24 protein-coding genes are annotated in these 24,762 nt (G+C 54.2%); 18 read left to right on the forward strand and 6 right to left on the reverse strand.

Annotated features, from left to right (window positions below):
* Positions 1 to 59: 59 nt before the first annotated feature.
* The 4 genes from TH19_RS07455 to TH19_RS07470 all read right to left on the reverse strand — a co-directional run bounded on the left by TH19_RS07455 (position 60) and on the right by TH19_RS07470 (position 5,096).
* Positions 60 to 1,409 (reverse strand): pentapeptide repeat-containing protein, encoded by a 1,350-nt coding sequence (locus tag TH19_RS07455; protein ID WP_181846350.1) that lies wholly within the window; start codon positions 1,407 to 1,409, stop codon positions 60 to 62.
* 108 nt (positions 1,410 to 1,517) lie between these two features.
* Positions 1,518 to 3,446 carry a heavy metal translocating P-type ATPase gene (locus tag TH19_RS07460; RefSeq protein WP_114101715.1) on the reverse strand — a complete coding sequence of 643 codons (1,929 nt, stop codon included), beginning with the start codon at positions 3,444 to 3,446 and terminating at the stop codon, positions 1,518 to 1,520.
* Positions 3,447 to 3,530: 84 nt separating this feature from the next.
* Positions 3,531 to 4,100 (reverse strand): HdeD family acid-resistance protein, encoded by a 570-nt coding sequence (locus TH19_RS07465; protein WP_114101716.1) that lies wholly within the window; start codon positions 4,098 to 4,100, stop codon positions 3,531 to 3,533.
* A gap of 96 nt (positions 4,101 to 4,196) precedes the next feature.
* Positions 4,197 to 5,096: a LysR substrate-binding domain-containing protein gene (locus tag TH19_RS07470; protein ID WP_181846351.1), complete on the reverse strand. Its 900-nt coding sequence runs from the start codon at positions 5,094 to 5,096 to the stop codon at positions 4,197 to 4,199.
* A 102-nt stretch (positions 5,097 to 5,198) separates the two neighbouring features.
* On the opposite strand from TH19_RS07470, the gene TH19_RS07475 reads away from it, so the two are divergent.
* The 3 genes from TH19_RS07475 (at position 5,199) to TH19_RS07485 (ending at position 7,509) form a co-directional block, all read left to right on the forward strand.
* Positions 5,199 to 6,089: a DMT family transporter gene (locus tag TH19_RS07475; RefSeq protein WP_114101718.1), complete on the forward strand. Its 891-nt coding sequence runs from the start codon at positions 5,199 to 5,201 to the stop codon at positions 6,087 to 6,089.
* Positions 6,090 to 6,228: 139 nt separating this feature from the next.
* Complete coding sequence (locus tag TH19_RS07480) at positions 6,229 to 6,675, forward strand: DUF2946 family protein (RefSeq protein ID WP_258547860.1); 447 nt, start codon at positions 6,229 to 6,231, stop codon at positions 6,673 to 6,675.
* 189 nt (positions 6,676 to 6,864) lie between these two features.
* Positions 6,865 to 7,509, forward strand: a complete 645-nt coding sequence (locus TH19_RS07485; protein ID WP_114101719.1) for a Crp/Fnr family transcriptional regulator — start codon at positions 6,865 to 6,867, stop codon at positions 7,507 to 7,509.
* A gap of 94 nt (positions 7,510 to 7,603) precedes the next feature.
* Here TH19_RS07485 and TH19_RS07490 read toward each other — a convergent pair whose 3' ends face one another.
* A complete protein-coding gene (locus tag TH19_RS07490) occupies positions 7,604 to 10,738 on the reverse strand; it encodes a sensor domain-containing protein (protein WP_258547861.1) in 3,135 nt (1,044 codons plus the stop codon).
* Between the two features lie 367 nt (positions 10,739 to 11,105).
* Here TH19_RS07490 and TH19_RS07495 point away from each other — a divergent pair, with 367 nt between their 5' ends.
* The 3 genes from TH19_RS07495 to TH19_RS07505 all read left to right on the forward strand — a co-directional run bounded on the left by TH19_RS07495 (position 11,106) and on the right by TH19_RS07505 (position 12,911).
* The gene (locus TH19_RS07495; RefSeq protein ID WP_114101871.1) at positions 11,106 to 11,519 is read left to right on the forward strand and encodes a tellurite resistance TerB family protein; all 414 of its coding nucleotides are present in this window, start codon (positions 11,106 to 11,108) and stop codon (positions 11,517 to 11,519) included.
* Positions 11,520 to 11,800: 281 nt separating this feature from the next.
* On the forward strand, positions 11,801 to 12,685 hold the full coding sequence (locus TH19_RS07500) for an NAD(P)-dependent oxidoreductase (protein WP_114101872.1): 885 nt from the start codon (positions 11,801 to 11,803) through the stop codon (positions 12,683 to 12,685).
* Positions 12,672 to 12,911: a GDCCVxC domain-containing (seleno)protein gene (locus TH19_RS07505; protein WP_114101720.1), complete on the forward strand. Its 240-nt coding sequence runs from the start codon at positions 12,672 to 12,674 to the stop codon at positions 12,909 to 12,911. The genes TH19_RS07500 and TH19_RS07505 overlap by 14 nt, the downstream gene beginning before the upstream one ends.
* Here TH19_RS07505 and TH19_RS07510 read toward each other — a convergent pair whose 3' ends face one another.
* The gene (locus TH19_RS07510) at positions 12,912 to 13,457 is read right to left on the reverse strand and encodes a class I SAM-dependent methyltransferase (protein WP_114101721.1); all 546 of its coding nucleotides are present in this window, start codon (positions 13,455 to 13,457) and stop codon (positions 12,912 to 12,914) included.
* Between the two features lie 75 nt (positions 13,458 to 13,532).
* On the opposite strand from TH19_RS07510, the gene TH19_RS07515 reads away from it, so the two are divergent.
* The 12 genes from TH19_RS07515 to TH19_RS07570 all read left to right on the forward strand — a co-directional run bounded on the left by TH19_RS07515 (position 13,533) and on the right by TH19_RS07570 (position 24,735).
* The gene (locus TH19_RS07515; RefSeq protein WP_114101722.1) at positions 13,533 to 13,751 is read left to right on the forward strand and encodes a SlyX family protein; all 219 of its coding nucleotides are present in this window, start codon (positions 13,533 to 13,535) and stop codon (positions 13,749 to 13,751) included.
* A gap of 27 nt (positions 13,752 to 13,778) precedes the next feature.
* Entirely contained in the window at positions 13,779 to 14,984 is a 1,206-nt protein-coding gene (locus tag TH19_RS07520) for a DUF3095 domain-containing protein (protein ID WP_114101723.1), read from the forward strand.
* Positions 14,985 to 15,053: 69 nt separating this feature from the next.
* Positions 15,054 to 16,001, forward strand: a complete 948-nt coding sequence (locus tag TH19_RS07525; RefSeq protein ID WP_114101724.1) for a LysR family transcriptional regulator — start codon at positions 15,054 to 15,056, stop codon at positions 15,999 to 16,001.
* Between the two features lie 79 nt (positions 16,002 to 16,080).
* Positions 16,081 to 17,373 carry an MFS transporter gene (locus TH19_RS07530; protein WP_258547862.1) on the forward strand — a complete coding sequence of 431 codons (1,293 nt, stop codon included), beginning with the start codon at positions 16,081 to 16,083 and terminating at the stop codon, positions 17,371 to 17,373.
* 207 nt (positions 17,374 to 17,580) lie between these two features.
* Positions 17,581 to 18,192, forward strand: coding sequence for a pyridoxamine 5'-phosphate oxidase family protein (locus TH19_RS07535; protein ID WP_114101874.1), 612 nt, complete (start codon positions 17,581 to 17,583; stop codon positions 18,190 to 18,192).
* 91 nt (positions 18,193 to 18,283) lie between these two features.
* Entirely contained in the window at positions 18,284 to 18,763 is a 480-nt protein-coding gene (greB, locus tag TH19_RS07540; RefSeq protein ID WP_114101725.1) for a transcription elongation factor GreB, read from the forward strand.
* Positions 18,764 to 19,066: 303 nt separating this feature from the next.
* A complete protein-coding gene (locus TH19_RS07545; RefSeq protein ID WP_220151701.1) occupies positions 19,067 to 19,630 on the forward strand; it encodes a cupin domain-containing protein in 564 nt (187 codons plus the stop codon).
* A gap of 243 nt (positions 19,631 to 19,873) precedes the next feature.
* Positions 19,874 to 21,046, forward strand: a complete 1,173-nt coding sequence (locus TH19_RS07550; RefSeq protein WP_220151702.1) for a branched-chain amino acid ABC transporter substrate-binding protein — start codon at positions 19,874 to 19,876, stop codon at positions 21,044 to 21,046.
* Between the two features lie 107 nt (positions 21,047 to 21,153).
* Positions 21,154 to 22,074, forward strand: a complete 921-nt coding sequence (locus tag TH19_RS07555; RefSeq protein WP_220151703.1) for a branched-chain amino acid ABC transporter permease — start codon at positions 21,154 to 21,156, stop codon at positions 22,072 to 22,074.
* Between the two features lie 3 nt (positions 22,075 to 22,077).
* Positions 22,078 to 23,229 carry a branched-chain amino acid ABC transporter permease gene (locus tag TH19_RS07560; RefSeq protein WP_114101727.1) on the forward strand — a complete coding sequence of 384 codons (1,152 nt, stop codon included), beginning with the start codon at positions 22,078 to 22,080 and terminating at the stop codon, positions 23,227 to 23,229.
* A 1-nt stretch (position 23,230) separates the two neighbouring features.
* A complete protein-coding gene (locus TH19_RS07565) occupies positions 23,231 to 24,016 on the forward strand; it encodes an ABC transporter ATP-binding protein (RefSeq protein ID WP_114101728.1) in 786 nt (261 codons plus the stop codon).
* A gap of 2 nt (positions 24,017 to 24,018) precedes the next feature.
* Positions 24,019 to 24,735, forward strand: coding sequence for an ABC transporter ATP-binding protein (locus TH19_RS07570; protein ID WP_258547863.1), 717 nt, complete (start codon positions 24,019 to 24,021; stop codon positions 24,733 to 24,735).
* Positions 24,736 to 24,762: the final 27 nt, after the last annotated feature.

Raw genomic sequence — 24,762 nt, forward strand, 5'->3', positions numbered from 1 at the left:
ATATCGATAACCTACAAACAGCCTACAGCTTAATCGCGAGCAGAAAACTATGAATCGGCTCATCCATTTGAGTAGGGAAAGCCAACAAGGTTCAGAGCCTTCATGAATTCTGTGTACTCAGAGCGGGTAGCGAAATCGTTGTGTTCATATTCACTCCACTTTCCGAAAGCATGACCACTGATTTTCTGTATCAAGTCTGCAGATTTTTCTTTTTCTTCAGCACGCTCAGCATCCTCATACTGTTCCAAAAGCTGTTTTAACTCCGCTCGTTTTTTATCCATTGCGTAGTACAACTTCGTATCTGAAGAACCAAATGTGCATTTGAGCACCTCATCTTTCCCGATGAACCTTACGGCGGAAAGGTCCGCACCAATTAAACAAATTCCATATATTTTACCGAGATTTATTGTGTCTACCCACCCTGATTTAGAGACTTGCGGCTGGTTAATTGTTGCGTAGTCAAACCGTGTACCTTGCAGGTTGGCACGCACAAAGCTCGCAAAATTCAGTAGTGCGTAGTAAAATTGGGTCCCACTCAAATCAGACGCATCGAACATAGCACCTTCCAATCGGGCACCATGAAACATTGCGCCAGAAAACTCACCGTTTCTGAAGTCGCCACCTGACAAATCAGTATTACTCAGATCTAGACGAAATCGGCTTTTACGCTCAATATCAACTTGCTTGGTCGTTCGGCGCCCTATCACAGTGATGGCTGCTTGAATGTCAATTCTTACCTTCGGCCTTCGCGTTGGCTCTGGGTCACTCGGCACAGTCGACACCGCAGGCGTGTTCTCCCTCAAGTAAGCACATAAAATTTCCATGATCTGAATATGATCTCGCGGGCTGTCGACAGCGATGCGTTCTAGACCATAGATACTACCAAGTCGCACTTCCAAGTTTGGAACTGATTCCTCAAAATTTTCTACGTCCTCAATGCGCTCACCGTCCGGTCGCACTGCAGGTATAAGCTCGCCGTCCTCATCACGCTTCCACACACCTTTGATACTTTGGTATCGGGGTGTTCTCTTTACCTGCTTTGTAACTTTCTCAGCACCTAGGCCCTTAACAGCTTCATTAATCCGGTCAGTTATATGGCCTTGTTCCGCCACATTTACTTGTTTCTGCGCGACGATTGAGCGCCACACCAAAAATGGCAAACCGACAGTGGCGGCAAGTAACAACCCAAGATTTCGGATTATCTCAGCCTTCTCCGCTGCAATCAAAAAACCGTTATCAACAACTGTAACAACAATCATTAACAACACAGCGATGCTAACCATTGCGAGAGCAATAATAAAAAGGCTTAGGAAGAAACCTAAAAATCCCCCTAGAACAGTATTTTTCGAGAAGTCAAAATTGTTCTTAAATCCCAACCACTGCAATAGTGTAGCCTTCTCATGCTCCACAGCTCCCCTCCCAACCATTGTCTGCATATGTACCGGCATACTAACTGAATTAGCTTTCAACACACAGTTCGTACCTTGCCTCAAAAATAATCTGTTAAAAAATCGAAATTACAAATCTTCACGCTGCTCTGAGGAGATATCGGCATCAATATCATGCCGGATCGCCAGCCTTAGCGCATTAAGGATGGCAATCACATCAATGCCTTCCTGAAGCAACGCACCGGCGACCGGGGTAATGTAACCTGCGGCGGCAAAGCCCATGGCAAGGATGGACAAAACCATACCGCCAATCACGCTTTGCAAAAGGATGCGACGCATTGCCATGCTGATGTGAAGAAGCTCGTCAACCGTGACAAGGGATGCTTCGGGGATTACGGCCCCGGCGGCATCGGCGGTAACGGCACTTTCCTTGCCAAAGGCGATGCCGACGGTGGCAACCGCAAGTGCCGGGGCATCATTGATGCCATCGCCCATGAATAATGTCGGGGCCGTGGCGGCCTCGGCCCGGACGATGGCGACTTTCTGTTCCGGGCTTTGTGAGGCAAGGCTTTCGCGGATGCCAAGCAAGTCGGAAAGATAGCTGACCTCACTTTCGCGGTCGCCCGACAGCAACATGACTTTGTTAAAATGATGGATTTCACCCAGATGTCCGACGAAGCTTTCGCCCTCGGCGCGTGGGGTATCGCGAAACCGGAATGTTGCGCCGTATTTGCCATTGATCAGCACCACGCATTCCAGCCCCGCCGCCGTTTCGGGCAAAAGTGCTGCGATATCGGGATCGGATTTCACAAGCTTGTTTCGATGGGTCACCACTACTTCGTGACCATCGACCTGCCCGCTTAGACCCTGCCCCGGCTTTTCGGATGCGTGCGAGACTTCATCAAGCGGCAGCTTCTTGTTTTGGGCGGCCTTAAGCACGGCTGATGCCAGCGGATGCTTGGAATAGCGTTCAAGCCCTGCTGTCAGGCGCAGGACAAAATCGGCCTCGAACCCGGCACCGGGCAAAACATCCACCAGTTCCGGCCGCCCATAGGTCAATGTGCCGGTCTTATCAAAGATCGCAGTCTGACAGGTTGGCAATCGTTCCAGCACGGTCGGATCGCGGATGACGATGCCCCGCCGTGCTGCAATCGAAATCGCACTCATCACCGTGATTGGAATGGCAATCAAAAGCGGACAGGGTGTTGCCACCACAAGAACCGCCAGAAACCGAGATGAATCCCCGCTTAGATACCCGACAAGCAGCGCAAACAATAACGCCGCCGGGGCAAACCATGCCCCGATCTGATCCCCAAGGCGTCGGATATGCGGGCGTTTTTGTTCGGCCTCGGCCATGACATTCATGATCTGGGCATATCGGGAATCTTGGGCGCACTTTTCCGCCCGGATGATCAGGACCGCCTCGCCATTGATTGCCCCTGAAAGCACCGCGGTTCCCGGGGCCTTGGCCACCACATAGGGTTCCCCCGTCAGATAGCTTTCATCCATCGAACCATGCCCGTCGACAACAATGCCATCGACCGGGGCGGTTTCATGGGGAAAGACCGCAATCAGGTCATCAATCTTGATATCATCAAGGGCAATGTCAGAAATATCGCCATTTACTTCCTTGCGGTGTGCGACACTTGGCATGCGGCGCGCAAGGGCATTAAGCGCCGAGGATGCCTTGCGCATGGCAAAGCTTTCCAAAACCTGCCCGCCGGTCAGCATCAGAATAATCAGACTGGCCGCAAGATATTCACCCAGCCACACCCCGGTGACAAAGGCAATGGCGGCAAGGAAATCCGCACCCATTTCGCGCCGAAGCAGTTTGATCGCAAGCTGCATCAGGATCGGCACCCCACCGAGAGCGAACAGGGCAAAAAGCGGAAGGTCGGCGGAATGATACCCGCCTGCCATTTCCGGCCCAACCCAAAGCAGGATGAAATGGGCAATCATGGCAAGCAAGGTGGCAACAAGGATGGCCCGGTTCAAAACCGGCGCAGACAGGGCATCATCGATGCGTTCAAGAACACCTGAAACTGCCTGATCCGTCATGCCGCGCTCCTTTTATGTGATCACATTATGATGCATTAAGTTTCGCGATCACACCACAGGGCAATGCGGCAATCCGCATATCAATCAGGCACGTGTAACCTTGCCCATCGCAACCGAAAGCATCAGATAACTGAACCCGGACGACAACAGATTGATGCCCAGCAACAACCCGATGGCCCAGGCCGCAGAACTTGGCAATTCGGCAAAGATCATAACCCCGGCAAGGATCGCAATCGCACCTGAAAACAGCATCCATTTCCAGCCGGGAAACTGGCTGAGCCGTGACGCCATCAGCAATTCAAGCAGCCCTTGCAGGATAAAGGCAATCGCCAGCAACACGGTCAGGGTCACAACACCGGCAAGCGGGAAAAACGCCAGCCAGCCGCCAATCACCCCGAAAATAACGCCCTGGATGATATCAAGCGAACGCCGAGTCGGTGTATCGGCATTCCAGGCCCCGTAAAAATGCCCGACCGCCCCGATAATGAACAACCAGCCGATCATGGTTTTAAAGGCGATGGTGGTTGCCAGCGGAAAGGCCACAGCCAGAATACCAAGCACCAGCATGATCACGCCGACATTGCGCAACCGCTTACGGCTTTTATCCAGAAGTCCGCGCATTTCCGGGGTCCCGTCATTGATAACCTGGGTCATTGGCTTTACTCCTGCCAGTGATGCGGCCAAACATAATCAACCTGAAATTGCCACAAAGCTTAGCCGATTAAACGCAAGGCGAACAGGAAAAGTTCCCTATTCACAGTCCCTTGCCGCCGAAATCAAACGTTCGGCAACCGCACGAACCGCCGGGCGTTGCTCATAACCGGGTTGCACCAGAAATGTCGCAAGCGGGCTTCGTACCGGGGCAAAGGGCAACATGACAAGGTCATGACTTGCAATGGCCTTTCGGGCAAAGGGCAAGCGCGAAAGAATGACACCGATGCCCGCATCAGCGGCACAAAGCCCGACACTGTAATCCTCGAACCGGCGGTCTGAAGGCTTTTGACGGAACTTCACGCCGTGCGCCTCCAACCAGTGACGCCACCCGGTCGCATCACTGTCATTAAGCAGTGGCAGGCTTGCAATTGCTTCTGCATCAAGGCTTTGCGGATCGCGTCCGGCCAGAAGTTTCGGCGAAATCAGCGGCACCAGATCATCGGAAAACAACCGGGTCGATTTTGTACCCTGCCACTGGCCCTTGCCACAGCGAATGGCAATGTCGGTCTGGCCTTCATTGAAATCTGCCAGTCGTTCGGAAATTTCAAGTTCAAGCCGGACATTCAAATCCCGCTCGATATCGGGCACCAGGGCAAGAAACCAGATCCGCGCATAAGACGGCAACAAACTGATCTTGATGACATCCGGCCCGCGACGTTGCCGCCACGGCTGAGCGCCTTGGGACAAAAGTTCGATGGCCCCCTGCACATCACGCAAAAAGCGTTGCCCGTCAGGTGTCGGGCGCACCCCGCGGCCATACCGTTCAAACAGATCATAGCCAAGCCATTGTTCAACCTGTGCCACATGGCGGCTGATCACGCTGTGCGTTACCCCCATTTCTGCGGCAGCAGCCGAAAACGATCCGTTGCGTGCCGCGGCCATCACCGCGGGCAACAAGGCTAGTGGAGGAAGGGAGACATCTTTGCTGTGCATCATATGCACAGCTGACCCCAAAGCCATGCTCTATGTCAACAGCTTTGATCCGCGTATCAGCATGTTCATAAACAAATCTCGACAGATGTCACAAAGGTTATCGACATGCTTTCACGTCCTTCCCTTGGCCTTGTCTGCGCCCTGATTACGGTGCTTTCCTGGGCTGCGTCCTTTCCCTTGATCAAAGTCGCCCTTGGCGGTCTTGATCCACTGCCGCTGGCCGCTGCGCGCTTTGCCCTTGCAGCCTGCCCGGCGGTGATCTGGCTTATGGTCAAACGTCCTGAAATGCCCAAGATTGTTGATCTGGCGCGACTTGCGCTTGGCGGGGCGCTGGGCATCAGCATCTATAACTGGTTGCTCAATACCGGGCAGCAAACCGTATCGCCCGGTGCGGCAAGCTTTATCATCAATACCTTGCCGATCTGGACCGCGTTGCTTGCGACATTTTTCCTGCGTGATCGGTTCGGGATCGGGGCATGGGTTGCCACCATCGTCAGTTTTTCGGGCGTCATCCTAATCGCCTTTGCCCAGCCCGGCCCGATGAAATTTGGCAATGGCAGTTCCCTGATCCTGTTGGCATCAATCCTGTCGGCGACCTATTTCGTTCTGGTGCGCGGTGTGATTGCGCGCTATGGCCCGGCAACCTGCAGCTGCTGGACGCTGATCACCGGGGCGCTGTGGCTTGGTCCGTGGCTGCCCGATGGCTTGGCACAAATCAGTGTGGCCCCGACATCGGTGATATCGGCTGTGATGTTCCTTGGACTGGTTTCGGCATCGCTTGGCTATGCAACATGGAGCTATGCCATCGGCCATTTCGGCCCGGCATCCGCGGCAAACTTTTTATATCTCGTGCCCCCGATTGCGATCACTTTGGCCTGGGCACTTAGTGGCATTACACCCGATATCTTGACCCTTTTGGGCGGTGTGGTTGCCATTACCGGGGTAGTCATGTTACGCCTTTCCATGGCACGCGCCGCCCGCAAGGCCACGGCCTAGAACCAAAGGGACAATCCGCAACCTTGTGATCAGAATGATTATAAAGAAATACTGATAACTGGTTCACTATCTCTGCCTTTGACACAGGCTTTTCAAAGGTCTATTGAAAAGCCGTGTCTTTCCTATCTGGATAGAAGCCGTGTCAGTCACCCGAAAACACATTCCGGTCGTTCGACGCACGCTGTCACTCCTTGTCGGGTGGCTGTTGCTGGTTAATGGCATGATGTTCGGGTTCATGCATGCCCCGGTGGCACTTGCATCTGTTCCGGCAAGCACGGCATCCGCCGACGTTACCTATGTTCCCCTGATCATTTGTACTGCCAACGGCATCAAAACGATTTCGGTCCCGGCCGAGGTCGCCAAGGATGGCGGCACCGCCCCGCACAGCTCGAACGCCTATGAAGGTTTCCAGTGTGCAAGTTGCGGTCTTGGCAATCATGCGGTCGGGATGCCGGTTGAACCCGAATTACCACTGGTTCACCGCATCAAGCTTTCCAATCAGGTAACGGCCCTTCATATCACCGCACGTCTGCACGGCTTTTGTCCGATTGCGGCATCCCCGCGCGCACCGCCCGCGACCATCTGATTTTGTTTCCGAGGTCTTGGGCATTTTACGCCATAAATGTATCTTCACACCCGGAATCCGTGCCGGAAACAAAGTCGAATATCTGCCCGAATGGGCCATCCCCGGATGTCATGCCGGGCCCAGAGACTGGTGTCGATACGCGACCCCGCACTTGCCGCGTATCCTGATTTTGCCAATGGGGGACAACCCATGAACAAACTGGACGCCTTATCCATTCTTGAAAAACTGGCCGAACCGGCCGCCCTTAATCTTCCGGCAGATGCCAGCATCGGCCATCACGCCGAAGACCAGGCCTATATCTATTTGCTGGCAAGCGGCCTTGCCCTGCGGTGCAAATATACCGAAGACGGTGAAAGACAGGTTTGTCGTGTTTATCGTCCCGGTGATTTCATCGGGCTTGAAATGCTTGCCGTCAGTGACCCGTCGCTGGTGATCGAAACCATTGCGCCTTCAATCATCAAGCGCCTGCCGATCACACGCGTGCAGGATGCACAGCACAAAGACCGCCTGACACAAGAAGCAGTGATGTCGCTTCTTGCCACCGAGGTCATGGATGCCCAGCAGCTTAAAATAAGCTTTGGCACCGGATCGGCGATGCGCCGCATTTGCCGGTTCCTGCTTTGGGCATCGCACAAGGATCAGGTATCCCTGCCCAACCGTGAAAAGCTTGGCAATATCATTGCGACCACCACCGAAACGGCAAGCCGCATGATCGCCAACCTTAAACGCGAAGGGGCGCTTGCCAAAAACCCGGTTCTGCCAACGGTCATGCAGATCAACCGGGCCAAGCTGTGCAAGGGGGCGGGTGAAACCCGTCAACAGAGTGCGGCATAAAACGGTAAAGACCGGCTGAAAACAAAAGGTGCATGGGGAAATCTCCATGCACCTTTTTTCGTGTCCGTTTGCAATGGGCGTCTGCGCCCTTTGATCAATGTGCGATCGTACCGCGGCTTAGCGGGAATTCGGTCGGGGCGACCTTGTTGGCTTTAAGCAAGGCTTCCATATCCGTCGCTGAAACCGGCTTGCTGAAATAGAAGCCCTGAACTTCGTCAACGCCCTCGGACGCGATATGTTCAAGCTGGGTTTCGGTTTCGATGCCTTCGACATTGACCGCCATACCGAACGACCGTGCAAGGAACACCACCGCACGCACAATGGCGGCATTACCATCTGAACTGTCGATATCGATGATAAAGGACCGGTCGATCTTGATCTTGTCGACCGGGAACCTTTTCAGATAGGCGAGTGACGAATAACCGGTCCCGAAATCATCAATCGCAATACGAATGCCCTGATTGCGCAGGATGCCAAGGGTAATGGCGGCCTCGCGCGGGTTATCCATCACCGCACCCTCGGTCACTTCGAACTGCAACTGGCGCGGATTAAGGCCGGAACGGGCCAGAACTTCGCCGACACTTTCAATCAGGTCTTCGTGCCGCGCCAGTTCGAGCGGCGACAGATTGACCGAAATCGTCAAATCGCCATAGCCGTCATCACGCCAGGCCTTGGTCTGGTCGCATGCCCGGTTCAACACCCACTTGCCGATATCGGCAATGATGCCCATCCGTTCGGCAACCGGGATAAAATCAACCGGGCTGACCGGACCGCGTGACGGGCTGAACCAGCGGACAAGGGCCTCCATACCGATGATGCGATGCCCGCCCATATCAATGATCGGCTGATAGAACAGTTCAAGCTCGTCATTGGCAATGGCATGGCTAAGATCGCGTTCCATCGCCTTGCGTTCCTGAACCTCGACCTGCAATTTCGGTTCAAAGAAATGATACCGGTTGCGGCCCTCGGCCTTGGAACAATAAAGCGCCAGATCGGCATTGCGCAAAAGGTCTTTTTCATCACGACCATCTTGCGGATACATGCAAATCCCGACCGATGTCGATGCCTGTACTTCGTTGCCATCAAGCATGAAACGTTCGGAAATCCGTTCGATCAGGCGCTGGGCAACAAAGGTAACTTCTTCGACAGAACCCGGTTCGTGGATCAGTACCGCAAACTCGTCCCCGCCCAGACGGGCCACCACATCTTCGTTGCGCAGGCAAACGCGCATGCGTTCACCCACCCCCTGTAAGAGTAGGTCGCCGATCGGGTGCCCGAGTGTGTCGTTGATGTCCTTGAAGTTATCCAGATCAAACATCATCAACACAAAATGACGACGTTCGCGCTTGGATCTTTCAACCGCCGCGGCCAGACGTTCCTGGAACAATGTCCGGTTCGGAAGGCCGGTCAGGCCATCGTGATGGGCCAGGAACTGAATGCGGGCTTCGCTGCGTTTACGGTCGGTAATATCGGTAATCGACCCTTCAATCAGGCTGGGCCGTCCCTTGTCATCGCGGACAAGGCGGGCATTTTCTTCGACCCAGATGATCTTGCCGTCGCTGCGGCGCAATTCGGTTTCAAAACCCTGTACCGCACCATCGCGCAACAAACGCCCGGTCAGGCGTACGCGGCTTACCGGATTAAGGTAATGGTTCTGCAATTCGTCTTTCTGCAACAGCAATTCATCAACTGAATCGTATCCCAAAATCGAAACGAATGCCGGGTTGGCTGACAAAACCGGACCAAGAGGCATGCTTTGATAAAGGCCCTCGGCCGAGTTTTCAAAAATCCCGCGGAATTTTTCCTCGGCATGACGCAATGCGCGTTCAACCGCCAGCTTCTCGGTCACGTCCTGCCCGATGCAGATCACACCGGCAATATCCCCGTCTTCGCCGAAATGCGCACGCGCATTCCATTGCAGCAAACGAATTTCTCCGTCGCGGCGCTTGAACGAGAAAACCTCGTCCTTGATGATTTCACCCGAAAGCAACCGCCGAACCGCCATACGGACCCGCGCACGATCAGCTTCGATCAACAGGAAATCAAAGAAGTTCTGACCGGCGGCCTCCATCCAGGAATAGCCAAAAGTCCATTCACATTCGCGGTTATATTCAAGAATGCGTCCCTCGGCATCAAGGAACAGAATGACGCTGCCCGCGGTTTGAACCAGCGCGCGATACCGTTCCTGACGCCGGCGCAGATCATATTCCGCCTGCCGGCTTTTGGTGATGTCGGTTACCGTAACGCTATAGCCAAGCAGACCACCACCCTCGCCACGGATTTCCGTCGCATTCAGGCGAACCCAGATCTGACTGCCGTCCGAACGGCGCATTTCCAGATCGCGTGCATGAACGCCAATGCCGGACGCCAGATCACGGCGCAACTGCAAACGGTCGCTGTCATTGGCATAAAACGTTTCGGGATGACGCAGATAGGCCTGCATCACTTCGCGCACACTGTCATAATTGAACAATGTCGCGGTTTCTTCGTTCACATGGGTAATCGTGCCTTCGGCGCTTAGTTCAATGATGCCGTGAACAGCATGTTCAAGCGCCCGGCGATAACTTTCCTCGCGGGTACGTTCCTGTCCGAACAGGACGACAAAATCCCCGCCGAAAAGCGGCATGCACTGCCACTGGAAAAACCGCTGTCCGTAATGGACTGTGCGGGAATTTTCGGCATCAAATTGTGGCCCGTCGTGATCGACAAGAGCGCGCTGGTCAACAGGATGCGCCAACGCAAGAGCAGACGAGAAACCCATTTCAAGTGCGAGCTGTTCGGCGGCACTGTTCGCGCATCGCATTGCGCCGCCACGCTCAAAGATCAAAACCGGCTGCGGCGAGATCAGGCTTCCCATGCCAGACGACAAGTCACTGTCCATGACCAGCAGTCGGATATAGTCATAACCGGCAATCGTCAACTTCCAGCCAAACAGCACATGTTCCTTGCCCCGCACTTCGGAAGTACGGCTGTGATAACCGCCATTTTCAATGATTTCGGTCGCCAGTTCCGGCAGCAAATCTGACAGGCATCCAAGGTCGCCAATTTCATGCCATTGGGACTCTTCCAGAGCCACGTCAAACCAGGGAATCCATAACGAATTGACAAGCAGACGCTGTCCGACAGGGTCGTATATCCCCGACGGCAAACGCAGGTGGCTGATCAATGCCGCCAGTGTGTTGACGGGATTGATTGCGTTGATGTCTCCCATATCCGCTTTGATCGTCATTTTCGTTATCGCTGCGCGACCATAGCCGCTCCCCCTTGCACTGCAAAGGCAATTTTTCCCCAAGAAGAGCAAGCAGCCGCTTTATTTCGCTAATATTTTGAACAGGCGTATATTTTTTTCTAATTTGCCTGAACTACATACAACTTGCGATGCATTTTTTGCCCCCGTCTGATCGGCAATAACAGATTGTGTCAGATTTCACTACGTAATCCTTAAAATCCAAAAAATTTAATCGCTTAACTGTTGCCCGCCGATTGTTATCGTCATACCATTCCCCCGCCCAATGATTGTCACAGCTTGCCGTTACCAACGTCGTCTGTCCGCAGAAACATATTTCTGCCAGTTCCATTGGAAGGGAGTAACCAACGTGATTTCGCATCAGGATGCCTTGATCTACACAATGGTTATGGTTTCGGCCGCCGATAATGACATTACCGACGCCGAACTTTCCGCGATGGGCCGACGGGTACGTTATCTGCCGATTTTTGCCGGATTTGATAATGATGGCGTCACCAGCGTTGCCCGCGATTGCGCCCGGCTGCTGGGTGAAGAAGACGGCATGGACCGTACCCTTGATATGATCCGCGATGCTCTTCCGCGCAAATTGCGTGAAACGGCGTATGTCTTTGCCTGCGAAATCGTTCTTTCCGACAGTGAAATCAGTCAGGAAGAACTCCGGATCCTTGAATTGCTCCGTCATCGGCTTGATATCGACCGCCTGGTCGGTTCGGCCATTGAACGCGCCATGGCCGCCCGCTATGTCCGGCCCGGCGATTTTTGATGACGCGACGTCAGGTATATCATTTTCGCCTGCACCTAGAGTCGGGCCGAAAAGACAGCAGACTTAACCAGCATGACCATAAAAAACGGGGCCCTGTCTGATTGAAATTGCGGCAATCCAAGCGCGTTTCGGGCACACATTCTTGAAATCGCAGCTTTCATCACTGCCGCAATATGATATGGCCTTGCCCACACGATTGCCCGCATCCACGCCATATCGGTATGGATGACGTTAATGATCGACCTGATTTACTGCCCACCGCCAACAAAGGGATTGCTGTCATGACTGCTCTTTCCGGGGAAAACATTGCCTTTATCGGACTTGGACTGATGGGGCGCCCGATGGCGCTGAACCTTGAAAAGGCCGGTGCGGTCCTGACGGTCAATACCCGCAATCCCGAAACACTCAATGCCTTTGAAGACCTTGGTATTGCAACGGCTGGCACCCCGGCCGATGCGGTTGCCGATGCCGATATCGTCATCATTTGCGTTGCCAACACACCAGCCCTTGAAAATGTGCTTTTGGGCGAAGACGGCGTCATTGACGGCATGGAAGAAGGCACGATTGTCATCGATATGGGCACCACTGCGGTTGATGCCACCCGCCGTTTTGCCGACGCGGTTGAAGATGCCGGCGGGAAATGGATTGATGCCCCGGTGTCGGGCGGCACGCACGGCGCAGAAAGCGGCACCCTTTCCATCATGGTCGGCGCGGACAAGGAAGATTTCGAACGTGCCCATCGGGTCTTTGAAGTCCTTGGCGCACGCGTTACCCATGTCGGCGACGTCACAGCAGGCCAGATCGCCAAGGCCGCCAACCAGATGATCGTCGGCATCACCATTGGCGCCGTTGCAGAGGCCTTTTCGATGGCCGACGAGGCCGGTGTTGACCTTGGCAAGCTTCGCTCGGCGCTGACCGGGGGCTTTGCGGATTCTGCGATCTTGCAAAAGCATGGCGAACGCATGATCGAACGTAATTTCGTTCCGGGCGGCAAGGTCATCACCCAGCGCAAGGACCTTTATCAGGCGCTTGAGTTTTCCGAGGGCGAACTTGGCCTTGAATTGCCGATCTCGCGCCTTGCGATGGAGCTGTATGACGAAGTCATCGCCATGGGCGGCGGCGATCTTGATCATTCGGCCCTGATCAAAGTCTATGAAGAAGACTGATCCTAAAAACATCAACCTGACATCGGTTCTGGCATGCCCCGAATGCGGGCATGTCGAAACCGAAACCATGCCGACCGACGCCTGCCAGTATTTTTATGACTGCAAGGGATGCGGTGCTGTTTTACGGCCACTTGCCGGTGATTGCTGTGTGTTTTGTTCTTACGGGACAGTTCCCTGCCCGCCGGTTCAACTAAGTGGTAAAACCGGTTCCTGCTGTGGCAGTTGATCACGCAATCCCGTCGGGCTTGTGCTTGCCAAACCTGTACAAATAAAGCCGGTCGCTGCTGGTTTTCATCGGCACCTCGCCAAAGGCCTGCCAGCCGGGAATGGCAAAGCCGCGTGAAATGACAATCCCGCCATCGCCCATCCGTTGGGACAAAACGTCCCCCACATCGCCCATCACACGCGGATCGATAAAACAGACCACCACATCACCAAAATCAAGGTCCAGTTTGCGGAAATCACCGCGGATCAGCGACAGGTTCGGCTTTGCCGCCAAAACCGCCCGCATCCGGCTAATGGCATAGGGTACGGGCGAAAGTTCAATTCCCGTGACGCGAAGATCAGGCCGGGCGCGCGCAATCGACATGGCCAAATCCCCCCACCCCGATCCGAAATCGGTCACCGACTTAACGTCGGACGGGATATAGGCAATGATTTCAGCAGCCGCCGACGGCAAGGTCGGCATCGGCACCGACTTCAGGCGAATGGCATAAATCGCAATCAGAGCCAGAATGATCACAACAAAAACAAGTACCGATAAATCCGTCATCTGCCCGCAAAATATGTTAGGGTCCCGCCAAACAGTCCTGCCACACGGTGGCCCCCAAATCCAGAAGATACCGATATGAATAACGACGATACGGACAACCGCATTACCGAACTTGAAATCAAGCTGGCCCACATGGATTCAGTGGTCAGCGACCTTTCTGACATGATCAAATCCCAGTGGGACCGCATCGACATTCTGGAACGCCGGAACAAATTAATGTCTTCTGATATTAAACGGATGACCGATTTTCTGCGTACAGCACCAGAAGACGATGCTCCTCCGCCGCATTACTGATCGCGCGGCTCGCCACCAACAAGCGAGATGAACGTGACCAATCCATATCTTGATATTCCGGTTTTTGACGATTTCGCAAAGGTTCTGGATGGCTCGGTTTATCATGCCTTGCCCGATGATTGGTGGATTGGCACATCCGACATCGTCGGATCGACCAAGGCAATTGCCGCAGGTCGTTTCAAGGATGTGAATATGGTTGGTGCATCGGTGATTTGCGCGGTCAGCAACGCGCTCGGCCATTCCGATTATCCGTTCATATTCGGTGGTGATGGCGCAAGTTTCGCCTGTCCGCCAGACCGCATCGACGAAGTTCGTGCTGCGATGGCCGCAACCGCGATCTGGGCGCGTGAAACCCTTGAACTTGAATTGCGTGTTGCCCTGTTCCCGATTTCAGATATCCGGGCAACCGGACGTGATGTCCGTATTGCACGTTTTGCCGTCTCGGCCCCGGTGTCCTATGCCATGTTCAATGGCCGTGGCCTTAAATGGGCCGAAGACCGGATGAAATCGGGTGATAACGTTATTCCACCCGCCCCAAATGGCACGCGGCCCGATTTGACGGGCCTGTCTTGCCGCTGGTCACCAATCCAGGCCAAGGGCGATGACCAGATTTTGTCGATCATTGTGCAACCGACAACGGATCGGATCAAATTCGATACGGTCGTTGCCGGGCTATTTGCAATCCTTGATAACAGCCCGCGTAAAAGCAGCCCGATCCCGGCAGACGGCCCCGATTTCGCCTTTCCGCCACCGGGCCTGAAACTGGAAGCCCTGGCAACCGAGCACAAGGAAGGCGGCTATTTCAAAGCATGGTTCAAGGCGCTTTACATCTCGCTGATTGCGCTTGTTCTCATGAAAACCGGCTGGAAACTTGGCGATTTCGATCCAAAGCGTTATCGCGATTATACCGGTTACAACACCGACTTTCGCAAGTTTGGTGATGGTCTTTGGATGACGGTGAATTGCAGTGCAGACCAAATTGCAGAAGTCGAAGAATATCTGCAAGCAGCCGAGGCTCGCGGTGACATCCTGTTTGGCACCCATCGCCAGCGCACCGCCATCATGACCTGTATTGTGCCGTCCATTACCAATGATGCCCATTTCCATTTTCTGGATGGCGGCGAAGGCGGCTATACCGCCGCAGCGTCCGTGTTCAAGGCCAAGATGAAGCAGGCTGAAATCGCCGCTGCCACCGCCCATCATACCCAAAATGCATCAAACACAATCCATTAATAGATTTGTTGCATAATAACGCCCCATCACGGACAATCCCATGATCCACAACGGATCAGGATACAGGTGATGGATACCCGCGAACTTGAAGCATTGATTGCCGTTGCCGACGAGCAATCCTTTCACGGTGCGGCCAACCGGCTGGGCCTGACACAACCGGCTGTTACCCGCCGCATTCAGCGTCTTGAAGATCGTATTGGCGCGTCCCTGTTTGATCGATCGACCAAACCGCTGCAACCAACCCCGGCGGGTCATCGTGCCCTGACCGAGGCACGCGATCTTTTGCGCCGCCTTGACGGATTTACCGACGCCATTTCGGGCAACACCAAACGTCAGGGGCCTTTTCGCCTTGGCGTCAGTCACGGGGCGGCCCCGCTTTTGGCCGCACAGGAATTGCGGCAACTGCATGCATCCTTTCCCGACATTTCCCTGACCATCAAAAGCGGCTGGTCCAGCGAGTTATTGCCGCTTCTGCGACGTGGCGAGATTGATGCCATGCTGTCGCTTGACGGTCCGAACGGGATTGTCGGCGGCATTCAAACCCGCGACCTTCCGGCAAGTCTGGTGCCCGAAACCCTGCTGGATGACCATATTGTCGCCATTGGCCCGAAATCGGCCCGCCATCAGCCGACAAGCATTGCCGAACTTGCCAAACATCCGATGGTCCTGATGCCCGAGGGATGCACATTCCGCGCCCTTGGCAACGCCTGGGCCCGCAAGAACGGGGTTGAATTCCAGTCGGTTCTGGAGGTATCCGCCCTTGAATTGCAAATCGAAATGGTCGCAGCCGGGGCCGGTTATGGCATTATGGCGCGCCGGTTCTGCATGCATAGTCCGGCCAGCAACCGCATCCGTATTCTTGATATTCCCGGCATGAACTGGGACATGGCGATCACGCTGATCCGCCGGACATCAAGCGGTGATCTTAATGATATCATTGACAAAATCGGGGAAATTGTGATCCGTGCCGGTCAGGTATCAAACCTCGATCATGAACAAATGTTATCGGCATCATAATTCGAATGAATTGGACGCATAGCGATCTTGTCCGCAAAATCGCCACCAACGAACCAATTCCCTTTGCGGAGGAACATCCATGAGCCCCACCCAAAATGCCGGCAGCTCATCCGGTAGCTCATCTGGCACCACCAGCCCGACGCGCCTTGCGTTGCTGCGCGCAACCAAGTGGTTTCCCTGGTTGGTTTTGCTGTGCGGTTGCCTTGTCCTGTCACTGAACCTTGGTGTTCGCCAGTCGCTTGGCCTGTTTATTCCCGATATGCTCAATGACACCGGCTGGACGGCGGCGACCTTTGGTCTGGCCTTTGCCATCCAGAACCTGATGTGGGGCATTTCAGCCCCGATTGCCGGTGCGCTTGCCGACCGGTTTGGCACCACCCGGACCCTGATTGGCGGTTCCATCCTGTATGGTCTTGGCCTTTACCTGATGGGCACATCCTCGACCCCCGGCGAATTGCACCTGACGGCGGGCTTCCTGATTGGCACCGGGGTTGGTGCAACCAGCTTCCCGGTTATTCTGGCCTCGATCAGCCGTGTATTCAGCCCGGAACGCCGAAGCTTTGCCCTTGGCCTGGCATCGGCGGGCGGTTCGGTTGGCCAGTTCATCATGGCCCCGACCGCACAGTCATTGAACGGATCGCTTGGCTATGTCGCAACGCTTGGCATTCTTGCCGCCATTTCAATGCTGATTATTCCGGCGGCCTTTGCCCTGACCGGCAAGGCCGAGGGCCACGGACCCACCGCCAGCCCCGATCTTGGTCCGCAGGGCTTGGCCGCGGCCTTTCACGAGGCGCGCAAACATCGCGGCTTCCTGCTTTTGAATGCCGGGTTCTTTGTCTGTGGTTTCCATATTGCAGTGATCGCCACCCACCTTCCGACCTTTACCGAACTGTGCGGCCTGCCGCGTTCGGTCGCGGCCGAAGGTCTGGCACTGGTTGGACTGTTTAACATCTTTGGCACCCTGACGGCCGGTTGGGCCGGTGGTAAATGGCGCAAAAAGAACGGTCTGTCGGTGATTTACGGCATGCGTGCACTGGTGATTGTTGCCTTTATCTTTGCACCGAAAACCTCTGAAACCATCTTGCTGTTCTCGGCATCGATGGGGGCACTTTGGCTGTCGACCGTACCGCTGACCAGTGGCCTGATCGCACAGGTATTCGGCCCGCGTTACATGGCGACCCTGTTTGGCATCGTCATGTTGTCCCATCAGATCGGCGCGTTCTTTGGCGCGTGGATGGGCGGGATTGTCTATGACATGACCGGCAACTTTGATGCGGTCTGGTGGGCATCCGTGGCGCTTGGCGTCTTTGCCGCCATCGTTCACATGCCGATTGATGACCGGGAATTGCGCAGCACCGCCAAGACGGCCTGATCGGGCATTCCGAACATTCACGATTTTGACGGGCAGCGACAAGGCATTCTTGTCGCTGCTTTTTTATGCGTTCATCGCATTGCCCACCGGTAAAATATTTTCAAACTTTGCTGGATGAATTCCGGGTTGGTCTGTTGTCAGGCTGACTTTGGCAAGGCACTGTTGCGACCGGTTTTCTGCGATCTGAAAAGCAAAAAGGAAGCAACGATGTCGTCACCGGAAACGCCCCGTTCTGAAATCCTGGCGCATTACCCCGAAGTCGGCGCGCGGGCCAAGGCCAAAGAACTTCAAAAGCTTGATATCCATTGCAAGAAGTTCATTTCCCTGTCGCCGTTTTGCATCCTGTCAACCGCAACATCGAATGCCCAACCTGATCTTAGTCCACGCGGCGGATTGCCGGGCTTTGTCCATGTCAAAGATGACACTACGCTGGTCCTGCCTGATCGCCCCGGCAACAACCGTTTGGATAATCTGGGAAATCTTGCCCAAAACCCGCAGGTCGCCCTGCTTTTCATGATCCCCGGCGTCAATGAAACCCTGCGTATTCGCGGGACGGTCAAGATCGTGACCGATGCCGATTTCTGCGCCGAGTTTACCGAACGTGATACAGCTCCGCGCTCGGTCCTTGCCATCACCGTCACCTGTGCGTTTTTGCATTGCGCCAAGGCTTTCATGCGATCAGAACTTTGGTCGGCCGATGCCATCATCGACCGTGCCGAACTTCCCACCATGGGACAGATGCTTAAAGACCAGATGAACAGCGAAGGCCCCAACGAAACGCAATCGGAAATGGAAGCCCGTTACCGCCAAAGTCTTTAGATCATTGCGATTGTCCATCAATTGCCCGACCTGATTTGCCGGGGTTTGATTGCATCTTTCCGAAGAGGTCAAGTTGCGCTAAAACGCGCGGATGGACAGACCAATTTACATCACGCCAGAAGGCCTTTCGACGCTGCGCGCCGAACTTGATCACCTTTGGAAAAAGGAACGCCCCGAAATCGTTGCCGTCGTGCATTGGGCGGCCGGCAATGGCGATCGTTCGGAGAATGGCGATTACATTTACGGCAAGCGTCGCCTGCGCGAAATTGACCGTCGCGTACGCTATTTGCGCAAACGGATCGAAGATGCCGTTGTGGTCCGTCCCGAAGAACAACCCGATCATTCACGCATCTTCTTTGGCGCCACGGTGACCTATGTGAATGCAAGGGACGAAGAAAAAACCATCCGCATCGTCGGCGAGGACGAGGCCGACAGCCTTAATGGCATGATCAGCTGGATTTCACCGGTGGCCCGCGCATTGATGAAGGCATCGGTTGGCGATGTTGTCACCTTCCGCACCCCGGCGGGTGAAGACGAACTGGAAGTTCTTGAAATCAGCTATCCGGGCTAGTTCAAGGCAAGGGCGCGCTTACCAAACCCGCATGGCAGACGCCCCAAAACGGGGCTTCTTGCAAAAGTTGTGCGCAACCGGCAATTCCGCACAGTTAGACGGTTGATTTCGCAAGGTAAAAAGCGCATCCGATAGCGGGAACAACCGACGACAAAAAACAATTTCTCGTCAGAAGCCTTGCGCAATGATCCAAATCGCGCTCATGATTGGTGACATTAAGTTCAAATTTTAAAACAGATCGTTTCCCGGAAATAATTCATTCCCGGCGCGCCAGAACGACATAAAAACGACCGGAAATTAAAAATGGGTGATCCTACATTCTCGATTGGCATGAAACTGCGCCATGCGCGCAAGATCAAGGGCATGAGACTTTGCGATCTTGCCGATCAGGTAGAATGCTCGGAAGGTTTTCTGTCTAAACTGGAAAATGACAGGGTCAAACCATCGCTTCAGCTGTTGCACCGGATTGTTGCGGTCCTTGAAACTTCGATCAGCAACCTGTTTAGCGAAAGCAACGACAGCATCGTGTCGCGTGCCGGAACACGACAGGTTCTTCATACCAGCAACATTCGCCCCGGCGAAGGTGTTGGCCTTGAAACCCTGGTATCGCCATCCGCTGGCCATTTGCTGTTTGGTGCGATCCATATTGTGCGTGCCGGTGGCGGCAGTTCGGGCACCATTGTCCATGAAGGCGAAGAGCTTGGTTATGTGCTCGAAGGCGAGCTTGATCTGAATGTCGATGGTGTCGAATACCATCTGATGCCGGGCGACTCATTCTTCTTCCCGTCAAAGATGCCGCACGGCTATCGCAATCCGACTGATAAGGAAACCAAGGTTTTGTGGGTCAACACCCCGCCAACCTTCTAGTTTGGTCACAATCAGTAAAACTACTTTCTTATTGGTCAAGTCACTTGACCAATAAGAAAGACTTGGTCAGTATGCCTCTGCTGGCTAAGTCGGAATTCCACCGTACACAAGGTGGCCGGGTCAAATGACCCAGGTTCGGGAAGGAACATAAATCTCGCATCGATATGGCTGGCGAAACCTCCGGAGTCCGTTTTCGGCTCCGTACGAGTTGTTTTCCAAAAAGCCAACAGGGGGCTTATCTTGATGAACATTCTACGCAAATCGACCGTTTCTGCGATTGCACTGACGATGGCACTGACGGTTGGTGCCGGCATCGCCGATGCAAAAGACAAAGTAAAAGTTGCCTTCATTGGCCCGCTGACCGGTGGCGTATCGGCAATCGGCGTTGGCGGTCGTAACTCGGCAGAGCTTGCAGTTCAGTTGCGCAATGCAGACCCGGACGCCAAATACGAATACGAACTGGTGGCAATGGATTCCGAGTGCAAACCGAACGTTGGCGTTCAGGTTGCAACCAAGGTTGCCGCTGACAGATCGATTGTCGGCCTTGTTGGGCATTATTGCTCAGCCGTGGCGATGGGTGCGGTTGACATCTATCACAAATTCAACCTGCCGATGTCGGTCTGGGGTGCAGTTCTTCCCGATGTCACCTATGGCAACGACTACAAGGAAATCCATCGTGTGAACGGCACGATGATCAACCAGAACGATGTCGCGGCAAAATTCATGGCTGAACAGGGCTATAAAACCTGGGTCATCATTCACGACACCACCGATTACGGCAAAGGCCATAACAAGTACTTCTCCGAATACCTCGCCCAGAATGGCGGCGAAGTCCTTGCAGATTTCGGTGTTCCGGCTGACCAGCAGGACTTCACTGCCGAACTGACCAAAGCCAAACAGCTGAACCCCGATGTCATCTATTTCGGTGGTCTGGTTCCGCTTGGCGTCCGCGTCCGTTCGCAGATGGAAAAGCTTGGCATCACCGCACAGTTCCAGGGCGTATCGGGCATCAAATCGGATGCCTTCATCGAAGGCGTGGGCACCGAACTGTCCGAAGGCGTTGTCAGCTTCCTTGAAGGTGCGCCGGTCGACAAACTTCCGGGTGGTCAGTACTTCACCGAGAAATACAAAGCCGCCGGTTTTGCCGAGAACGAAGAAGCCTATGGCCCGTTCGCCTTTGCTGCGATGAGCTTGATCCTTGATGGTATCGAGGAAGTCGGTCCGAACCGCAAAAAACTGACCAAATACCTTGGCGATATTCAGGACCATGATTCAATCGTTGGCAAAATCTCGTTCGACGATCACGGTCAGAACACCGTTGCCGCCATCACCAAATATGTCGTCCAGGACGGCAAATGGGTGGTCTGGGAAGACAGCGAATACGCAACCGGTGCCCGTAAACTTGCTGGCAAATAAGCCGGTCTGATGCGGCCCTTCCTGCCTGATTTTTTTCGGGCAGGAAGGGGTCCATTGCATTTCTCGCAAGCAATTTAAATTAATCAAAACAAAAAGGTAGGTTGGCCATGGATGTGGGCCTTCTCGGTCAGTTTGTTGTTAACGGCATGATGCTTGGCATGATGTATGCCCTTGTCGCTGTTGGCTTCACGCTGTTTTTCGGTGTGCTTGATGTCATCAAGTTCTCTCATGGTGATGTCTTGATGGTCGGGACCTTTGCCGGTTTTTCGACCTATCTCGGCATGACCGCAATCGGGATCGACAACGCGTTCATTCAGTTGATCGGTGTTCTGGTGATTTCGCTTGGCTCTATGGCCATTCTGGGTGCGGTGATTGCGCGTTATCTGGTGCTGCCGCTGAAATCGGCACCGCCGCTTAATACCCTGCTGGTCACGCTGATGCTTGGCACGGTTCTGCGCGAAGCCATCCGTCTGTTTTACCCGGACGGCTCGAACCCGAAACACTTCCCGGCACTCCTGCCGACAGATTCATGGTCGCTCGGTTCCTTCACCCTGCGTTCCGACAGCGTCATCCTTCTGATCGGGGGGCTTCTGGTGATTGTCGGCGTCAATATGCTGATCAACCGCACCCGTCTTGGTCTGGCAATCCGTGCTGTGGCCCAGGACGAAGAAACCGCCAAATGCATGGGCATCAATTTCAAGATGATTGTGCTTTTGACCTTTGCGCTGGGGTCGGCTGTTGCCGCCTTTGCCGGTGTCATGAACGGCCTTTACTACAATGAAATCAACTTTGGCATGGGCCTGCTCCTTGGTGTGATCGGCTTTAGTGCGGCCATCGTTGGCGGTCTTGGCAACATTTACGGTGCCATTCTTGGTGGCTTCCTGTTTGCCGGATTGCAGACCCTTGGTGCCGTCGCCCTGCCCTTTGCCAGTGCATACAAAGACGTTTTCGCGTTTGCAGTTGTTATTGCCATCATCGCGTGGCGTCCGACCGGCCTGATCGCCGAGAAAACGAGCGAAAGGGTCTGATCGATGACGCAATCGTTAAAAGACAAACTTGTCATCATTCTTCTGGCCGCTGTGATTGCTGCCTTCTCGATCACCTTCATCGCCATCGAAGAACAGGTCGAAATCTTTGCCCTGCTGGTCTTTGCCGCTGCTTTGGTTCTGGGCGGTGCCAAACTTGGTATCACCGCATCCATCGCGCAAAGCCTTGCGCGCAATGAACGGCTGATGAACTTTGCCTTCATCGCCGCCACCATTGCCGTTGTTTTCTGGTTCCGCGAAGATCACTTCCCGCTTCTGATGATCGCAACCGTTCTTTTGTATGTGATCGCCTGTTGTGGCCTGAACATCCAGTTCGGTTTTACCGGAGTTGTCAACTTTGCCGGTGCGGCGTTCTTTGGTGTGGGCTGCTATACCGCGGCCGTGCTTGGTGGCACATCCGTGCCGCTGCTTCTGGTTATCGTGCTGGGCGGCGTGATTGCAGCCATCGTCGGATCGGTCCTGATTATCCCGGTTCTGCGCACACGCGGCCATTATGCCGCCGTTGTCACCATCGCATTCGGGCTTTTGTTCCGTACCTTCCTTGAAGTCAACGACACGCTTGGCGGTCCGCAGGGACTGGGCGTTTCGGGCATGAACCTGTTTGGCTGGGACTTTAACAACAACATCGAAATCAGCGAAAACCTCGAAATCTCGTTCTATATGAACTATGTGGTTCTGGCCCTGATCATGGTCATTCTGACCTTTGTTCTGATGCGTCGCATTGAACGGTCGTGGATCGGGTTGAATTTCGATGCGGTTCGTCTTGATGAAACTGCGGCTGCCTGCTTTGGCATTGATATCAAACGCTGGAAAATTGTTGCCTTTACCCTTGGCAACTTCCTGGCCGGAACGGCGGGCGCGCTTTACGCCATGATGCTTGGCTTTATTGCGCCCTCGAACTTTGCGTTCTCGGACTCCCTGATCCTTGTTTCCATCGTCTTGCTTGGCGGGATGGGCAGCCTGTGGGGCACGATCCTTGCCGCTGGTCTTGTCGTTCTGCTGCCTGAAAAGCTTCAGGTCATTCAGGAATACCGGTTCCTGATCTATGCCGTTGTGATGATTTTGATCCTGTTGTTCCGTCCGCAGGGCATCCTTCCGCGTGGTTTGCGCGCATATATTCCAGGCTGGAGAGGTTGATATGGCCCAGCAACAAGAAACCGTACTGACCTTTCGCGGACTGACCCGACGTTTCGGCGGCGTGATTGCGCTTAACAAGTTCGATATGGAACTTACCAATGGTCAGATCGTTGGCCTGATCGGGCCGAACGGATCGGGTAAAACCACGTCGTTCAACGTTTTGACCGGAATTTACGAAGCCAATGGCGGCAGCATCGAATTTCTGGGACAGGACATCACAAGCTGGCCCGCCCAGAAAGTTTACGAAGCCGGTGTTGCCCGCACATTCCAGCGATCGCGCCTGTGCCTTGAATTGTCGATCTTTGACAACATCATGATCGGCAATCACAAGCGCCTTAATCACGGATTGCTGTTCAACATCTTCCAGCGCAAGGCCCTTCGCGAACAGATCCGGGAAAATCATGAAGAAGCACGCAAGCTTCTGAAGATTTTTGATCCTGCACTGGCCGACAAGATGTTCGATCCGGTCGGAAGCCTGCGCATGATTGATCGTCGCCGCATTGAAATTTGCCGCGCCCTGATCAGTCACCCGCGCCTGTTGCTGCTTGATGAACCGTCCGCGGGCATGACCCACGAAGAAACCCGCGAATTGATGGATGATATCCTTGAAGTCCGCGAAATGATCGACGGTCTTTCGATCATTCTGGTCGAACATGAAATGGGCATGATCGAACGTGTGACAGACAAATGCATTGTCCTGAACTTCGGACAGAAAATTTGTGAAGGCGCCTATCGTGACGTCGCCTCGGACAAGCTTGTCCAGGAAGCCTATCTGGGGGGAGAATAACCATGGTCATGGCAAGTTCACTTGAAGTCAAAGACATCTATGCGGCCTATGATTCCGCCGACGTTCTTGAAGGCGTATCGCTTAAGGTTCCAGCAGGTAAAATCACCTGCCTGCTGGGATCAAACGGTGCGGGTAAATCAACCATCATTCGTGCCATTCTTGGCCTGACGCCACCGCGTTCCGGTGACATCCAGATTGACGGGCAAAGTCTTGTCGGGCTTCCGACCCACAAGATCATCTCGGCGGGCATCGCCTGCATTCCCGAAGGCCGCAAGGTGTTCCCGAAAATGACGGTGGTCGATAACCTGCGTCTTGGCGGCTATCAGGAAAATACCGAAACCGTCCTGCGTGATCGCATGGATCAGGTGTTCGAGATTTTCCCGCGCCTTAAGGAACGCCGTAATCAGTTGGCCGGCACGATGTCGGGTGGTGAACAGGCAATGGTGTCCATCGGGCGCGGCCTGATGGCGGCCCCCAAGGTCCTGTTGATTGATGAACCGTCCCTTGGTTTGTCGCCGCTGTTTGTCAAAGAAAACTTCAACATCATCAAGCGGATCAACGATCAGGGCATCACCGTGTTCCTTGTCGAACAGAACGTCCATCAGACGCTGGCCATTGCCCATTACGGCTATGTGATGTCGCAGGGGAGGGTCGTCGCCGAAGGAACGGCACAGGAACTGTCCGAAAACAAAGAAGTCCACGAGGCCTATTTCGGCTGATCGCCAAAACGCGCTTCTGACAATTCC

Source organism: Thalassospira profundimaris, from assembly GCF_003326675.1.
GTDB lineage: Bacteria > Pseudomonadota > Alphaproteobacteria > Rhodospirillales > Thalassospiraceae > Thalassospira > Thalassospira aquimaris.

What these genes read in the sequence shown, in the direction of transcription:
- TH19_RS07565 (WP_114101728.1), top strand. Translation starts at nt 23,231, where the DNA reads ATGGCCCAGCAACAAGAAACCGTACTGACCTTTCGCGGACTGACCCGA.
- TH19_RS07560 (WP_114101727.1), top strand. Translation starts at nt 22,078, where the DNA reads ATGACGCAATCGTTAAAAGACAAACTTGTCATCATTCTTCTGGCCGCT.
- TH19_RS07535 (WP_114101874.1), top strand. Translation starts at nt 17,581, where the DNA reads ATGTCGTCACCGGAAACGCCCCGTTCTGAAATCCTGGCGCATTACCCC.
- TH19_RS07570 (WP_258547863.1), top strand. Translation starts at nt 24,019, where the DNA reads ATGGTCATGGCAAGTTCACTTGAAGTCAAAGACATCTATGCGGCCTAT.
- TH19_RS07550 (WP_220151702.1), top strand. Translation starts at nt 19,874, where the DNA reads ATGAACATTCTACGCAAATCGACCGTTTCTGCGATTGCACTGACGATG.
- TH19_RS07500 (WP_114101872.1), top strand. Translation starts at nt 11,801, where the DNA reads ATGACTGCTCTTTCCGGGGAAAACATTGCCTTTATCGGACTTGGACTG.
- TH19_RS07530 (WP_258547862.1), top strand. Translation starts at nt 16,081, where the DNA reads ATGAGCCCCACCCAAAATGCCGGCAGCTCATCCGGTAGCTCATCTGGC.
- greB (WP_114101725.1), top strand. Translation starts at nt 18,284, where the DNA reads ATGGACAGACCAATTTACATCACGCCAGAAGGCCTTTCGACGCTGCGC.
- TH19_RS07505 (WP_114101720.1), top strand. Translation starts at nt 12,672, where the DNA reads ATGAAGAAGACTGATCCTAAAAACATCAACCTGACATCGGTTCTGGCA.
- TH19_RS07460 (WP_114101715.1), bottom strand. Translation starts at nt 3,446, where the DNA reads ATGACGGATCAGGCAGTTTCAGGTGTTCTTGAACGCATCGATGATGCC.
- TH19_RS07485 (WP_114101719.1), top strand. Translation starts at nt 6,865, where the DNA reads ATGAACAAACTGGACGCCTTATCCATTCTTGAAAAACTGGCCGAACCG.
- TH19_RS07470 (WP_181846351.1), bottom strand. Translation starts at nt 5,096, where the DNA reads ATGATGCACAGCAAAGATGTCTCCCTTCCTCCACTAGCCTTGTTGCCC.
- TH19_RS07475 (WP_114101718.1), top strand. Translation starts at nt 5,199, where the DNA reads ATGCTTTCACGTCCTTCCCTTGGCCTTGTCTGCGCCCTGATTACGGTG.
- TH19_RS07555 (WP_220151703.1), top strand. Translation starts at nt 21,154, where the DNA reads ATGGATGTGGGCCTTCTCGGTCAGTTTGTTGTTAACGGCATGATGCTT.
- TH19_RS07545 (WP_220151701.1), top strand. Translation starts at nt 19,067, where the DNA reads ATGGGTGATCCTACATTCTCGATTGGCATGAAACTGCGCCATGCGCGC.
- TH19_RS07490 (WP_258547861.1), bottom strand. Translation starts at nt 10,738, where the DNA reads ATGACGATCAAAGCGGATATGGGAGACATCAACGCAATCAATCCCGTC.
- TH19_RS07520 (WP_114101723.1), top strand. Translation starts at nt 13,779, where the DNA reads ATGAACGTGACCAATCCATATCTTGATATTCCGGTTTTTGACGATTTC.
- TH19_RS07525 (WP_114101724.1), top strand. Translation starts at nt 15,054, where the DNA reads ATGGATACCCGCGAACTTGAAGCATTGATTGCCGTTGCCGACGAGCAA.
- TH19_RS07465 (WP_114101716.1), bottom strand. Translation starts at nt 4,100, where the DNA reads ATGACCCAGGTTATCAATGACGGGACCCCGGAAATGCGCGGACTTCTG.
- TH19_RS07515 (WP_114101722.1), top strand. Translation starts at nt 13,533, where the DNA reads ATGAATAACGACGATACGGACAACCGCATTACCGAACTTGAAATCAAG.
- TH19_RS07510 (WP_114101721.1), bottom strand. Translation starts at nt 13,457, where the DNA reads ATGACGGATTTATCGGTACTTGTTTTTGTTGTGATCATTCTGGCTCTG.